The sequence below is a fragment of the Thermomonas sp. genome, from assembly GCF_025993755.1.
Lineage (GTDB): Bacteria > Pseudomonadota > Gammaproteobacteria > Xanthomonadales > Xanthomonadaceae > Thermomonas.
On the sequence record NZ_JAMQHN010000175.1, the window covers coordinates 1 to 13,347 of the forward strand.

The following is a 13,347-nucleotide window of genomic DNA, read 5'->3' on the forward strand; positions in this document are numbered from 1 at the left end:
ACTCCCGCCACAAGGCGACTAAACCTTGCGGGTCGAGATACTTTGGGTGCAATGACCAGAGACGCATGCTGTGGCGCCTAACACCTGAGTTAAGCCGCGCCGCGAAGCGGCGTCGGCTTGAATGAATTGTTAGCCGTTGCGAAATTGGAGTAACGACGTGGAACACGCGAAGAACATTGCAGTTGGGGCGCTTACCGTAGCGGTAATTGGCGGCGTTGTTTGGATTTATGTGTGGCTGTGCAACACGTACACGATGCCTATGCTGTTCATAACAGCAACGCCGTTCCTCGGGTTTGCGCTTTGGGGGCTGGGCCGATCAATCCGGAACACGACGAGCAACGGCTAACACCTGAATTAAGCCGACGCCACTTGTGGCGTTCGGCTTGAATGAACTGTTAGCCCCCACAGCGAGAGGGGCGCCAAAAAGAGAGATATGACCATGAAAGAGTTGCAGCCGCACCAACAGCGAGTTGTTGACGAAAAGCAAGAGCTGGATGCGAAGCGCGAAAAACTCGGCGCGTTCAAGAGTACCGAGTTGTTCGCTGGATTGCCGTGGCAGGAGCAGGAGCGACTGAATACGCAAGCCCACATCATGACGATGTACAGCGCCGTGCTTGGCGAGCGCATCGCTGCATTTTGACCGGAATCCCCACGCCGCAATGATATGCGGCGTGGGGGCTAACGCTGGCGTTAATCCGCGCCGCGAAGCGGCGTCGGATTGAATGAATTGTTAGACCGCGAACCAATAACAGAGAGAATCGACATGTACGAACAGCCGAAATTCATCATCTTTGACAAGCGCGAGAACGTTCTTGAATCGCTCGCCAGGGACTTCATTACATTCGGCCTGTTGCTGCTCTGCATCTGGGCGAGCCAAGGAAGCAAGTGGTGGACGTTCTTCACCGGGCTGATGTTCATTGTGTTCTTGGGCGCGAAGTTTCTTGGGATTGCCCGCACCCGCCAGATCAAGTTCCGCGACTTGGACGAAATGCAGGATTGGCTCAACAAAGAGCGGTCTAACGCCTGAGTTAAGCCGGCCCGCTGCCGGTACACACAAACCCTGTTGAAGCCGAGATGCGGGCTCGGCTTGAACGAATTGTTAGCACTCAACGCGAGGACACGACAATGCGAATCAGCGAACGAGAGAAGGCAATCTGGCGAGCGGCCATCACGCTGGGCAACAACATTTGCGTGCAGGAATGCGACAGGATCAACGACGACGACGGCCCGATGGACGCCATCAACGCCACCAACGAATGTGCCAAACGCATCCGCGAGTGGGCCGAGCCGAGCGACGAGCAACTGGCGGAAATGTTCGCTGAAGCCGGCGTGCCAATTGAGCGCGATTTTATGGCCGAAGCGCTGAACAGCGGTGACGGCGCATACCGCCCATGAGTGCTAACACCTGAGTTAAGCCGCGCCGCTGCACGGCCACAATAGAGCACGAACCTACCTGAAAAATTTGTGGCCGTGAAGCGGTGTCGGCTTGGACGAATTGTTAGGCGTGACAATACGTTGAAGCTAGACCCGCCGCAACCGCTGCGATGATGCACGCGATGGGACACGGAGGACAGGCAGTGCGACCTGGCCGTGTCCCCGCGTTTACACGCAACGCTCAGATACAGAGTGAGCGATACCAGAACGCCGGCCTGCGATACAAGCCCGTGCAGCCGTTCTGCCCGCCCCGCCGCCTGATGGCCGATGCCGGCCCCGTAGTGTTCGCGGGGCAGGGGCACCTGCGGCAGAAATGGAACTGACAGGATTGCGCCCCCCAGAGGCCGGCCGAAAATCTGTCCGCTCTTAACTCCGAAGCCTTTTAGTTTGGAATTGCCACGCCTAACACCTGAGTTAAGCCGCGCCGCGAAGCGGCGTCGGCTTGGACGAATTGTTAGGCCCTAGCTTCATATGCCGCAAGCATAGCGCTAAGTGCGGCCAACTCCTCCGCAGAGCGGGCACTGACCGTGTCCGCGAGCGCCGCCGACACAAGGTAAAACTCTGAATTGTTGGCGATCCGTCCGCGCCGAATGATCCGGCGGAACTGCTTTGACTGCCGAGTTAGTAGCAAAGACAAGCTCGGGGCTCCCACCGCTTCCAGTGAAGCGTCTGCCCGCTGGATGCGGTCGGACGTCCAGTCCTCGGTGCCCTCCAGTGAATCGTTCACCGCTTGCTTGAGGCCGGAAAGTACCTGCGAGAAGGGGAGCTTTCGCTCGAAGCTAGCTAAAACGTTTAACGGATGGATCGGGTCGGACAGGTCGAGGCCTGGCCAAGGCGACACGTGCGTCAGCCAATGCACCAAGAACCGCTTGAGGTTCTCGTACTCGCGGAGCTTTTCTTCGGACGGCCTACGCGCCATTTCTAGGGCCTAACGCCTGAGTTAAGCCGAACTGCGTAGCGCAGGCAACGGCGTGGCGAGCTTAACCTGCCACGCCGTTGCCGGAGCGAAGCAGTTTCGGCTTGAACGAATTGTTAGGATTCACCTGAATCAACTGTGCAGTTGGCCCTTACGAGTTCAAGAAACGTAATGCTCTGCTGCAAGGCATCAACTCTAGATTCCGCTGAGCCGCTTTCTGTGTCCACCATGGGCTCGAATGTGACTTTGCCAGTTTTGTCAACAATGAACGCGATCATGCCGACATATCCGCCCATGCGATTTTTTGAATTAACTCCACCACAAACAGCTCCTGAGCGGCTTATGTATCGCACTTGGTCAAACTTGGCAGAGTCAGGATCTATCAGTGCCTGCTTGACAAGTCGAATAGCGCGAACCTCTGGCGAAAATTTAGATTTCCAGACGAAATAGCCGACTGCAACAAGAACAACCACTGCGATCACGATTAGGAATTTGCTCTTCATTTGCGCGCCTAGAAATGGATGTGAAGCCTAACACCTAGTAGACCCCAAATGCGGAGTGTGGTACGGATGGTGACGCGGCTGGGGGATGGGGTCAAGCGGAAATCCTACCAGAAATCAACCATGTGTCTGATGCGCTTGGGCGTGCGATCCCTTAACATCGACAGATATGGGGGCATGGGCGGGCATGTATGGGATATGCGCGTGAGGATGCGGGCGTAATAAAGTTGGCAGATGTTGGGCGACATCCCGGCCTGTTGGAGGTTGTTCGCAGCAAGTTGCGGGCAAAACACTACAGTTTGCGCACTGAGCAGGCCTATGTGGCGTGGATCCGTCGGTTCATCTTGGCCAATGGGAGACGGCACCCTCGGGAGATGGGGGGAGCGGAGGTCGAGGCGTTCCTCAGCCGGTTGGCGGTGGAAGGCAGGGTATCCGCCAGCACTCAGAATCAGGCGTTGTCTGCCCTGCTCTTTCTGTATCGGGAGGTGCTGCGGGTCGAGCTGCCGTGGATGGAATCGGTGTTGCGGGCCAAGCGCCCGCGGCGGTTGCCGACGGTATTGTCTCATCTGGAAGTGAGGCAGCTGCTGTCGATGATGTCGGGGCGGACTTGGCTGATGGCCAGTTTGCTGTATGGCACGGGGATGCGGTTGATGGAGTGCCTGCGGCTGCGGGTCAAGGATGTGGATTTTGCGCGAAATGAAATCCTGATCCGCAACGGCAAGGGGGCGAAGGACCGCCGGACGATGCTTCCGCGCACGCTGGAGGAGCCTTTACGCCGTGAAATCGAGCGGGCGCGGCTGTTGCACGTTCAGGATCTGGCGGAAGGGTTAGGTGAGACGCCGCTTCCGGATGCGTTGGCCCGAAAATACCCGAATTCAGGGAAGGAATTCGGTTGGCAGTTCGTGTTTCCGTCGGATCAGCGTTCGATCAATCCATATACGGGGCGAACGCACCGTCATCACGTCGATGACGGGGTGCTGTCGCGTGCGATCAAGCGGGCGCGAGGGCAGGCGGGGATCGACAAATTGGTGAGCGCGCATACGCTGCGGCATTCCTTTGCCACTCATTTGCTGGAATCCGGTTATGACATCCGCACGATCCAGGAGCTGCTCGGGCACAAGGATCTGGCGACGACGCAGATTTATACCCATGTCCTGAACCGGGGCGGCCGTGGGGTTCGCAGTCCGCTGGATGCGGAGTGATGGTTATTGGCCTGGCATCGGGTGATTCTGGTCGTCCTTGACAGGTAGGCTTGAATCCAGAGCAGAAACCGATTCGAACTTCTGGAAATGTCTGGATGGTTTTCAGCGCGCCGGCCTGATCTCGAACGTGGCTGCGGGCGCAATGCCGCGTTCCAGGGAATGCAGGTGGATTTCGAACGCGCCGAGCGTGGCCGAGGTGGCTTTGCCGCCGACTGGCGTGGTGTTGAGTGAAAAGTCCTTGCCGTTGCCATTTTTGGGCGTCCAGCGCACCCGGATTTCCGCATTGCCGGCCCAGATGCACTGCACGTCCGGTGGGCAGCGGGAATCGTTGACCAGTACCATGTAGGTGAGTTGGCTGCCATCGGGCAATTTGGCGCTGGCGCCGATGTCCAGGGCCAGCGTGATGCTTTCCCCTGCGGGCGGGGGGGCGTTGTCGGTCGTCATGGCGTTCTCCGTCGACGCTGTGGCGGTTGCGGCGACCGCGCTGGAAGTGGCTGGGGTGGATCGCGGAGCCGCGTTGCCGCAACCGGCAAGCAGGGCCGCGCTGAGGGCGAGCGTGATCGGGAGTGCGTGGCTGCGCATGGGCTTCACCTTTGCGATGGGGCGATTCTTTCACACTGCGCCCGAGGCGGCCTGAACGGTTCCAGCCTGGGTCGCTGGCCCGCTTGTGCCGCGTGGGGCAGGCGGTGGTCAATCGTGTTGCGAAGCGAGCCGGTCCGCGAGCCGGATGGGTTCGGGCAGGCGGTAGCGGGTCGTGAACTGCATGGCCAGTCCCGGTGCCGAGGCCATGGCGACGCGGTGGCCGGGGGAAACGACGATCGGGTGGACGCCGGGTTTGCTGCGCAGCAGCCAGCCGATCTGCGTGGTGCCGTCGCGCAGGGGGGTGAAGGCGCCCCGCATGGCGTGCAGTTCGAGCCGGGAGGTGCCGGTCAGGATGGACTTGCCGATGCCGATCGTGGGCAGGTCGGCGGCCACGCCGAAGTGGCAAGCGCTGCCGAACCGTCGCGGGTGGGCGGTGCCGTGGCCGTCGATGAAGGCGAGGTCGGGGCGCAGCGGCAGGACGTCGAGCGCGGCCAGCATGGCGGGCAGTTCGCGGAAGCCGAGCAGGCCCGGGACATAGGGCATGCGCGTCGGCAGTCGGACAATCCGATGGTCGATGACGGTCAGCGTATCGGCGTCCAGAAGCACGGCTGCGGCACGGGTGACGGCGCCGCCGTCCTCGAAACCGACGTCAAAGCCGGCGATGGTGCGGATGGGCTTCGGGAAGCCGTCGCGCAGCAGGACGCGCTGCGCCAGTTGCTCTTGCAGTTCCCGCAGCGGCGTGGCGCTGCCGGTCCATTCCGGAAGCATGTCGGACTGGAGTGGCATGGCTCTGGATTCTTCGCTGCGGGCTCGGCGCTACTGTGCCATGCACGCGGTCGGCGGGCCGTCACGCCGCGCTGGGCGCCAGCATTGTCAGCAGGCCGCGCGCGGCATTGAAGCGGGCCGTGGCGTCGGGCAGGTCGAGGCTGATCCGCAGCTTGTCGTGGCCGTCCATCCGGTAGTGCTTCGGTTGGCCCTGGATCAACTGGATCACCGCCACCGGGTCGATCGCGGGCTTTTCGACGAAGTGGATGCGGCCGCCGCCGGCGGCGAGGTCGAACTTGCTGATGCCCAGACGCGTGGCCTGCAGCTTCAGTTCCGCGGTGGCGAACAGGTTCCTTGCCGGTTCCGGCAGCAGGCCGAAGCGGTCGATCATTTCGATCTGCAGATCACGCAGCGCATCGGTGTCCGGAGCGGCGCTGATGCGCTTGTACAGGGTCAGCCGCAGGTGCGGATCGGGCAGGTAATCGTCGGGAATCAGCGCCGGCACGTGCAGGTCAACCTCGGCGCCGTGGTTGTTGGCCGCATCCACGTCGGGCAACTTGCCCTGCTTGATCGAACGTACCGCGCGCGCCAGCAATTCGGTGTACAGGCTGAAGCCGACCTCGGCCATCTGCCCGCTTTGCTCTTCGCCCAGCAGTTCGCCGGCGCCGCGGATTTCCAGGTCGTGGGTGGCCAGGGTGAAGCCGGCGCCGAGTTCGTCCATCGAGGCGATGGCATCGAGCCGCTTGCGGGCGTCGGCGGTGATGCTGCGGCGGTCGGGAATCAGCAGGTAGGCGTAGGCGCGGTGGTGGCTGCGTCCGACCCGTCCGCGCAGTTGATGCAACTGGGCGAGGCCGAACTTGTCGGCGCGGTTGATCAGGATGGTGTTGGCGTTGGGGATGTCGATCCCGGATTCGATGATGGTCGAGCACAGCAGCACGTTGGTGCGCTGCTTGTGGAAGTCGAGCATTACCCGCTCCAGCGCGCGCTCGGGCAGTTGGCCGTGGGCGATGCCGATGCGGGCGTCTGGCACCAGCGATTGCAAGGTTTCCTGCATGCGCTGGATGCTTTCGACGTCGTTGTGCAGGAAATAGACCTGACCGCCGCGTGTCAGTTCGCGCTGGAACGCTTCGCGCAGCAGGGCGTCGTCCCAGGCGTGGACGAAGGTCTGCACCGCCAGCCGGTTGGCCGGCGGGGTCGCGATGATCGACAGGTCGCGCAGGCCGCCCATCGCCATGTTGAGGGTGCGCGGGATCGGGGTGGCGGTGAGGGTCAGCAGGTGGACGTTGGCGCGCAGCTTCTTCAGCGCTTCCTTCTGGCGCACGCCGAAGCGTTGCTCCTCGTCGACGATGACCAGCCCGAGGTCGGCGAACTTCACGTCCGGCTGCAGCAGGCGGTGGGTGCCGACGATGACGTCGAGCTTGCCCTCGGCCAGCTTGGCCAGATCGGCGGCGATGTCCTTCTTCGACTTGAAGCGCGACAGCACCTCGACCCGCAGCGGCCAGTCGGCGAAGCGGTCGCGGAAGGTCTGGAAGTGCTGCTCGGCCAGCAGGGTGGTCGGCACCAGCAGGGCGACCTGCTTGCCGGCGCTGGCGGCGGCAAAGGCGGCGCGCACCGCGACCTCGGTCTTGCCGAAGCCGACGTCGCCGCAGACCACGCGGTCCATCGGCTGCGGCGCGGCCAGATCGCGCAGCACGGCTTCGATCGCGGCGTGCTGGTCCGGGGTTTCCTCGAACGGGAAGGCCGCGGCGAACGGCTCGTACAGGGCGCGGTCGACGTCGATCGCCATCCCGCGCCGTGCCTGACGGCGGGCCTGGATTTCCAGCAGTTCGGCGGCAACGTCGCGGACCTTGTCGGCGGCTTTCTTTTTCGCCTTGGCCCATTGCTCGCCGCCGAGGCTGTGCAGCGGGGCGGTGTCGGGATTGGCGCCGGAGTAGCGGCTAATGCGGTCGAGTTGCGCCACCGGCACGTACAGGCGGTCGCCCTTGGCGTATTCGATCTCGAGGAATTCGCCCGGCAGGCCGCCGACGTCCATCGTGACCAGGCCGCGGTAGCGGCCGACGCCGTGATCCTCGTGGACGATCGGCGCGCCCAGCGTCAGCTCGCCGAGGTCACGCAGGATCGCTTCCGGCTCGCGCCCGGCGCGCTTGCGGCTGCGCGGCAGCGCGGCGCGTTCGGGGAACAGCTGGCGTTCGGTCAGGACGCACAGGGCAGGTTGATCCAGCGCGAAGCCATCGTCGAACGGGGCGACGGCGATGGCAAAAGCAGCATCGTCATGCCTGCCTTCGCGGGAATGACGGGCAAGAGCAAAGGCCTGCCAATCCGCCACCATCGCAGGCGCAAGTCCCGCCGCATGCAACACCTCCCGCAACGCCTCGCGGCGACCGGCCGAGTCGGCGGCGATCAGCACGCGGCCGGGGTAGCTATGCAGGAAGTCTTGCAGAGCCTTCGCGTTGGCGTTGTCCCTGCTTGCAAGCGGCAAGGTGGGCGCGGGTTGTACCGGCAGCGCGTGCGCCTCGCCATGGCGGAGGTGCCGGGCGTCGCAGACTTCGATGCACGGCCCCTGATTGAGATGCCCGCGCAGTTGGTCGGGAGACAGCCACAGTTCGGCGGGCGGCAGGATCGGGCGTTCGATGTCGTGGCGCAGTTGTTCGTGGCGTTCGCCGATGCGCTGCCAGGCCGCGTCCATTGCCGCGCCGACGCCGGCGCCAAGCAGCGGCAGGGTGTCCGGGGCGAGGTAGTCGAACAGGGTTTCGGTGCCGGTCTGCGCGCCGCCCGCGGGCGGGAAGAACAGCGGCAGGTAGTACTCGATGCCGGCCGGCGCCAGCCCGGCCTTGAGGTCCTGCACCAGCGGGCTGCGGCGCAGGTCGATGTCGAAGCGGTCGCGCAGTGCGTTCAGCGCGCGTTGGATGGGCACGTCCTGCAGCGGGATTTCGCGGCCCGGCAGGAGTTCGATCGCTTCGGTTCTTTCCAGCGATCGCTGGCTGTCGGGATCGAACACGCGAATCGCCTCGATCTCGTCGTCGAGCAGTTCGATCCTGAACGGCGCGCTGGCGCCCATCGGAAAGACGTCGAGCAAACCGCCGCGTACCGCGAAATCGCCGGGGTCGTAAACCTGCGGCGCGTTGCGGTATCCGGCGGCTTCCAACCGACGTTTTTCGGCATCCAGGTCGAGCCGCTGGCCGGTGTGCAGGTCGAAGCGGCTGCCGATGACGTGGCTGCGCGGAGCCAGCCGCTGCATCAGGGTGGCGGCCGGCACCACCAGGGCGCCTCGGCGCAGGCCCGGCAGGGCGGCGAGCGAGGACAGCCGGCGGTTGACGATGTCCGGATGCGGGCTGAAGCGGTCGTAGGGCAGGGTTTCCCAGTCCGGCAGGCCGAGGATGTCGAGTTCGCTGCCGGCGGCAAGCAGGCGCAGGTCGGATTCCAGCTGGTGCGCAGCGGCGTTGTCGGCCGCGACGACCAGCACTGGCCCGTCGTGGCTGGCGCAGGCCGACAGGATCGCGCAGGCCAGCCCGGTGTAGCTGCCCGGCAGTCGCCACCAGGCGCGGCGTTGACCGGCGCGGGGCAGCGGGACGGGGAAGGTCAATCCGGGATGCGGCATCGAAACGGTTCAGGCGCACGCCGGTTGCCGTGGATCGGCGCGGCGTGCGAGGTTTGGAAGCCGGCCATTCTACCGGCCTGCGCTCAGGCGGTTGGTGCCAGCGGCGTGCGCGGCAGTTTCGGCCTCGGCGGCGGCAGGTCCAGCACCATCCGCACCAGGCCGGCCTCGCTGCCGGCTTCGCGGCGGAAGCCCAGCGCGCTTGCGAGCGTCTGCATCGGCAGGTTGCCTTCCAGCACGTCGCCGTAGATGCGCTGCACCTTGCGTCCGCGCGCCCAGCGCACCAGTTTGCGCATCATCCGGCGGCCCAGCCCCATGCCGTTGACGTAGTGGCTGACCAGGATGGCGAATTCCGCGTCCTTGCCGTTGGGTTCGATCGACACCCGCGCGACCGCGCCTACCAGCGCTTCGCCCGGTGGCAGCGGTTCCGCGGCGACCAGCGCGAAATCGCGGCGCGGATCCGGCCGCACCAGTTGCTCGATCTGCGCCGCGCCCAGTTCCTTGATCGGGTGCAGGAAGCGTTGCCGGACTTCGTCCGGCTTGAGCAGGGGGAATGCGGCCCGCATCGGCTCGGCGTCCTCGGGACGGATCGGGCGGATCAGAACTTCACGCCCGTTCGGCAAACGGACATGCTCGTGCCAAGGGGGCATACGGTTGCGTGCGGCCATCCTGTCATCCTCGCGCACAATTCGTTAAGAACAGGCGATCCGACCCGGACCCATTCAGGCGGGGGTCAGGCCGGCCGTCGGCGCAGCGTCTTGCGCATCCGGGTCAGCGTCAGGGCTGCGACCAGCAGGAGCAGCCCGGTGCCCATTCCGACCCCGATGTTGAACAGGGCCACTCCGAACCAGCCCGGCAGGTCGTCGGCGTGAGTCTGCGCGAAATGATGCAGCGGCGCGATCCCGTGCACGAGGATGCCGCCGCCGACCAGGAACATCGCCACTGTTCCGGCCACCGACAGGAACTGCATCATCCGCGGCGCCAGGGCCAGCAGGCCGCGTCCGAACGCCCGGGAGACGCGGCCCTTGCCGGGACGGATCAGATACAGGCCGAAGTCGTCGAGCTTCACGATCGCCGCAACCAGTCCGTACACGCCCACGGTCATCAGCACAGCGATCACGGTCAGCACGGCGAGTCTGGTGAGTAGCGGTTCCATGGCGACGGTGCCCAGCGCGATCACGATGATCTCGGCCGAAAGCACGAAATCGGTCCGGATCGCACCCTTGATTTTTTCCCGTTCGAAGGCGGACAGGTCGTCCGGCAGTTCCTCGATGTCCTCCACGACTGTCGTCCCGTTGCGGCGGCGATGGCGCTTGACCGCCGCGTGGGCGAGTTTTTCCACGCCCTCGTAGCACAGGTAGCAGCCGCCGAGGGTGAGCAGGGACAGGATCAGCGGCACCGCGAACCCGCGCCCGTGCAGCCACACTTCCAGCAGCGAGATGCCCATCGCCGTTGGCACCAGGATGGCCTTGTTGACCAGCGAACCCTTGGCGACCGCCCACACCACCGGCAGTTCCCGATCGGCGGCGGAGCCGCTGACCTGCTCTGCGTTGACCGCCAGATCGTCGCCGACCACGCCGGCGGTCTTGCCGGCGGCGATCTTGGTCATTGCCGAAATGTCGTCAAGCAATGAAGCGATGTCGTCGAACAGGGCGAAGAAGCTGGAAGGCATGAGGGTCTGGTGGGGGATCGGTCGGAAATTCTGGCATGCCAGTGGCATGTCGGCGGGTGAAGCGTGTCAGGCGGGGTTGCGCAACCAGTCGATGGAAGTGGAGGCGCCGGCTTCGCCCAGCGCGGTCCGCAGGACGTCCAGCGCCGGCGCGATGGCGCGGTCGAACCGCCACGGCGGGTTGAGCAGCAGCATCCCGCTGCCGTTCATGCGCAGCGGCGAGTCGTCGGGTCGCACACGCAGTTCGACCCGCAGCGCCGAGCGCGCCGGCAGCTGCGCGGCGGCGCGCTGGAACGGCTGCAGCGCGCGCCCCAGCTTGATCGGGTACCACAGCGCGAACAGGCCCTGCGGCCAGCGCGCAAGTCCTTCGCGCAGCGCGGCAAGCGCATGGTCGAATTCCGCCAGCTGCGCTTCGTAGGGCGGATCGATCAGCACCAGTCCACGCGCCAGCGGCTGTCCGTGGTCGTGCGGCGGCAGCAGGGCCTTGGCCGCGGCGTAGCCGTCGCGGACATGCACGGCGATGCGTGGGTCGTGCGGGAGGGCGGCACGGAGCGCGCGGGCTTCCTCGTCCTGCAGCTCACACAGTGCGATCCGATCCTGGGCCCGCAGCGCGTGCGCCAGCAGCCATGGCGAGCCGGGATAGGCGTCGCTGCCGTGGCGTTCGCGACAGGCGTGCACGGCGTCGAGCAACGGCTGCAGCGCCGGTGGCGGCGTCGCGAGGGCGAGCAGGCGGGCGATCCCTCTTTGCGCCTCGCCGGTTTTTTGCGCGGCATCTTCGTCAAGGCGGTACAGGCCGCGTCCGGCGTGGGTATCCAGCGCGAAGCAGGCGGCAGGCTTGGCGACCAGCGCCTCGCACAGCGCCAGCAGGATCATGTGCTTGAGGACGTCGCCGTGGTTGCCGGCGTGGAAGGCATGGCGGTAGTTCACCGTCGACATTCTACGGATCCCTCGCATTCGTGGCTTCCGGTTGCGGAAACCGTGACCGATGGCCCAGGTACGCACGCAAGGCAGGCGGCTAGACTCGGCTGCGGAGAAACACCGGGAATCGTGATGAAACATTTGCTGTGGACGGCGGCCCTGCTCGCCGGCGGAGTGGCGGGCCTGTCGGGCGCTTCGGCGCAGGAGCGGGTTGATCTGGACATGACCGCGCGCATCCGCGCCGAGGCCTTCCACCATTCGCAGGTGATGGCCACCCTGAGCCACCTGACCGACGCCATCGGCCCGCGCCTGACCAATTCGCCGGCGATGGCCGAGGCCAACCGCTGGACCCGCCAGCAGATGACCGAGTGGGGCTTGTCCAATGTCCATGACGAGGCGGTGGACGACCTGGGCCGCGGCTGGGCGTTCACCGATGCGCAGGTGGAAATGCTCAGTCCGAGGGTGATGCCGCTGCACGCCCTGCCCAAGGCCTGGACGCCCGGCACCAGCGGCGCTGTCGAGGGCGACGCGATCGCGGTCAAGCTGGAGTCGAAGCAGGACCTGGAGCAGTGGAAGGGCAAACTGCGCGGCAAGATCGTGTTCGTCGACGATGCGCGCGCCTACAAGACCAGCGACAAACCGGATTTCCAGCGCTACACGGGTTCCGAACTGGACGACATGCTGGCGTTCCCGCTGCCGAAGGGTCGCGAATCCGATCCGGCGATGATGGCCCGCTTCCGCGCGCGCATGGAACTGGCGCCGCTGCTCAACCAGTATCTGATCGACGAAGGCGTGCTGGCCACGGTCTCCATCAGCAGCTGGAACGACGGCATCGTGCGGGTGATGGGCGGTGGCTCACGCAAGGCCGGCGAGGCGGTCGGGGTGCCGGCGCTGGTGATGGCGGCCGAGCATTACAACACCGTCATGCGCGCGCTCAAGGACAAGCAACCGGTGCGGCTGCGGCTGAAGGTGGACGCGCGGTTCCTCGACGACGCCAACCAGCCCGGCTACAACACCATCGCCGAGATACCCGGCAGCGGACCGCAGCGCAACGAGATCGTGATGCTCGGCGCGCACATGGATTCCTGGCATGCCGGCAGCGGCGCCAACGACAACGGTGCGGGCGTGGCGGTGATGATGGAGGCCATGCGCATCCTCAAGGCGATCGGCGCCCGCCCCAACCGCACGATCCGCGTCGCGCTCTGGACCGGCGAGGAACAGGGTCTGATCGGCTCGCAGGATTACGTGGCCCGCCACGTCGCCCACTTCCCGGAACCGACCGATCCGGAACAGCGCGCGGTCCCGGCCTTCTTCCGCCAGAACAAGGGCAAGCCGATCCCCGGCCCCGAGTTCGAGCGGATTTCGGCCTACTACAATCTCGACAACGGCAGCGGCAAGATACGCGGGATCTACGCGCAGGAAAACCTGGCCGCGGCGCCCGTTTTCGAGGAGTGGCTGCGGCCGTGGCATGACGTGGGCGCGACCATCGTCACCCAGCGCAACACCGGCAGCACCGACCACGTCAGTTTCGACGCGGTCGGCGTGCCCGGCTTCCAGTTCGTGCAGGATCCGCTGGACTATTTCACCCACACCCACCACAGCGACTTGGACACCCTGGATCATGCCGTCGAGGACGATCTGAAGCAGGCGGCGGCAATCGTCGCGTCGTTCGCCTACAACACCGCGATGCGCCCGCAGCGGATGCCGCGCAAGCCGGTGCAGTAGGGTCCGGCGTTGCCTGGTCGGCGAGCGCCCTAACCGGGCGC

At 65.1% G+C, this 13,347-nt stretch carries 14 protein-coding genes; 6 read left to right on the forward strand and 8 right to left on the reverse strand.

The features are described 5' to 3' along the window. Positions 1-439 precede the first annotated feature (439 nt). The 3 genes from Q0X16_RS12645 (at position 440) to Q0X16_RS12655 (ending at position 1,395) form a co-directional block, all read left to right on the forward strand. Positions 440-640 carry a hypothetical protein gene (locus Q0X16_RS12645; protein ID WP_297835050.1) on the forward strand — a complete coding sequence of 67 codons (201 nt, stop codon included), beginning with the start codon at positions 440-442 and terminating at the stop codon, positions 638-640. A 123-nt stretch (positions 641-763) separates the two neighbouring features. Beyond that, positions 764-1,027 carry a hypothetical protein gene (locus Q0X16_RS12650; RefSeq protein WP_297835053.1) on the forward strand — a complete coding sequence of 88 codons (264 nt, stop codon included), beginning with the start codon at positions 764-766 and terminating at the stop codon, positions 1,025-1,027. 98 nt (positions 1,028-1,125) lie between these two features. Continuing rightward, positions 1,126-1,395, forward strand: a complete 270-nt coding sequence (locus Q0X16_RS12655) for a hypothetical protein (RefSeq protein WP_297835056.1) — start codon at positions 1,126-1,128, stop codon at positions 1,393-1,395. 493 nt (positions 1,396-1,888) lie between these two features. Here Q0X16_RS12655 and Q0X16_RS12660 read toward each other — a convergent pair whose 3' ends face one another. Both Q0X16_RS12660 and Q0X16_RS12665 read right to left on the reverse strand, forming a co-directional pair. Beyond that, on the reverse strand, positions 1,889-2,353 hold the full coding sequence (locus tag Q0X16_RS12660) for a hypothetical protein (protein WP_297835059.1): 465 nt from the start codon (positions 2,351-2,353) through the stop codon (positions 1,889-1,891). A 113-nt stretch (positions 2,354-2,466) separates the two neighbouring features. After that, positions 2,467-2,853 (reverse strand): hypothetical protein, encoded by a 387-nt coding sequence (locus tag Q0X16_RS12665; RefSeq protein ID WP_297835062.1) that lies wholly within the window; start codon positions 2,851-2,853, stop codon positions 2,467-2,469. 188 nt (positions 2,854-3,041) lie between these two features. Between Q0X16_RS12665 and Q0X16_RS12670 the strand changes: the two genes are divergently transcribed. Continuing rightward, a complete protein-coding gene (locus tag Q0X16_RS12670; protein WP_297835065.1) occupies positions 3,042-4,052 on the forward strand; it encodes an integron integrase in 1,011 nt (336 codons plus the stop codon). 102 nt (positions 4,053-4,154) lie between these two features. Here Q0X16_RS12670 and Q0X16_RS12675 read toward each other — a convergent pair whose 3' ends face one another. After that, positions 4,155-4,496: a hypothetical protein gene (locus tag Q0X16_RS12675; protein ID WP_297835068.1), complete on the reverse strand. Its 342-nt coding sequence runs from the start codon at positions 4,494-4,496 to the stop codon at positions 4,155-4,157. On the opposite strand from Q0X16_RS12675, the gene Q0X16_RS12680 reads away from it, so the two are divergent. After that, the gene (locus tag Q0X16_RS12680; protein ID WP_297835071.1) at positions 4,495-4,689 is read left to right on the forward strand and encodes a hypothetical protein; all 195 of its coding nucleotides are present in this window, start codon (positions 4,495-4,497) and stop codon (positions 4,687-4,689) included. The two genes, Q0X16_RS12675 and Q0X16_RS12680, sit on opposite strands and share 2 nt — an antisense overlap. Positions 4,690-4,742: 53 nt before the next feature. Here the strand turns inward: Q0X16_RS12680 and nfi are convergent, their stop codons facing one another. The 5 genes from nfi to rlmJ all read right to left on the reverse strand — a co-directional run bounded on the left by nfi (position 4,743) and on the right by rlmJ (position 11,590). Continuing rightward, positions 4,743-5,402: a deoxyribonuclease V gene (gene nfi / locus Q0X16_RS12685; protein ID WP_297835083.1), complete on the reverse strand. Its 660-nt coding sequence runs from the start codon at positions 5,400-5,402 to the stop codon at positions 4,743-4,745. Positions 5,403-5,481: 79 nt separating this feature from the next. Further along, entirely contained in the window at positions 5,482-8,997 is a 3,516-nt protein-coding gene (gene mfd, locus Q0X16_RS12690) for a transcription-repair coupling factor (RefSeq protein ID WP_297835073.1), read from the reverse strand. 83 nt (positions 8,998-9,080) lie between these two features. Further along, positions 9,081-9,662, reverse strand: coding sequence for a GNAT family N-acetyltransferase (locus tag Q0X16_RS12695; RefSeq protein WP_297835077.1), 582 nt, complete (start codon positions 9,660-9,662; stop codon positions 9,081-9,083). Positions 9,663-9,727: 65 nt separating this feature from the next. Next, complete coding sequence (locus Q0X16_RS12700) at positions 9,728-10,666, reverse strand: DUF808 domain-containing protein (protein WP_297835079.1); 939 nt, start codon at positions 10,664-10,666, stop codon at positions 9,728-9,730. Positions 10,667-10,732: 66 nt separating this feature from the next. Then, complete coding sequence (gene rlmJ, locus Q0X16_RS12705; RefSeq protein WP_297835085.1) at positions 10,733-11,590, reverse strand: 23S rRNA (adenine(2030)-N(6))-methyltransferase RlmJ; 858 nt, start codon at positions 11,588-11,590, stop codon at positions 10,733-10,735. A 123-nt stretch (positions 11,591-11,713) separates the two neighbouring features. On the opposite strand from rlmJ, the gene Q0X16_RS12710 reads away from it, so the two are divergent. Further along, a complete protein-coding gene (locus Q0X16_RS12710) occupies positions 11,714-13,306 on the forward strand; it encodes a M20/M25/M40 family metallo-hydrolase (protein WP_297835081.1) in 1,593 nt (530 codons plus the stop codon). Positions 13,307-13,347: the final 41 nt, after the last annotated feature.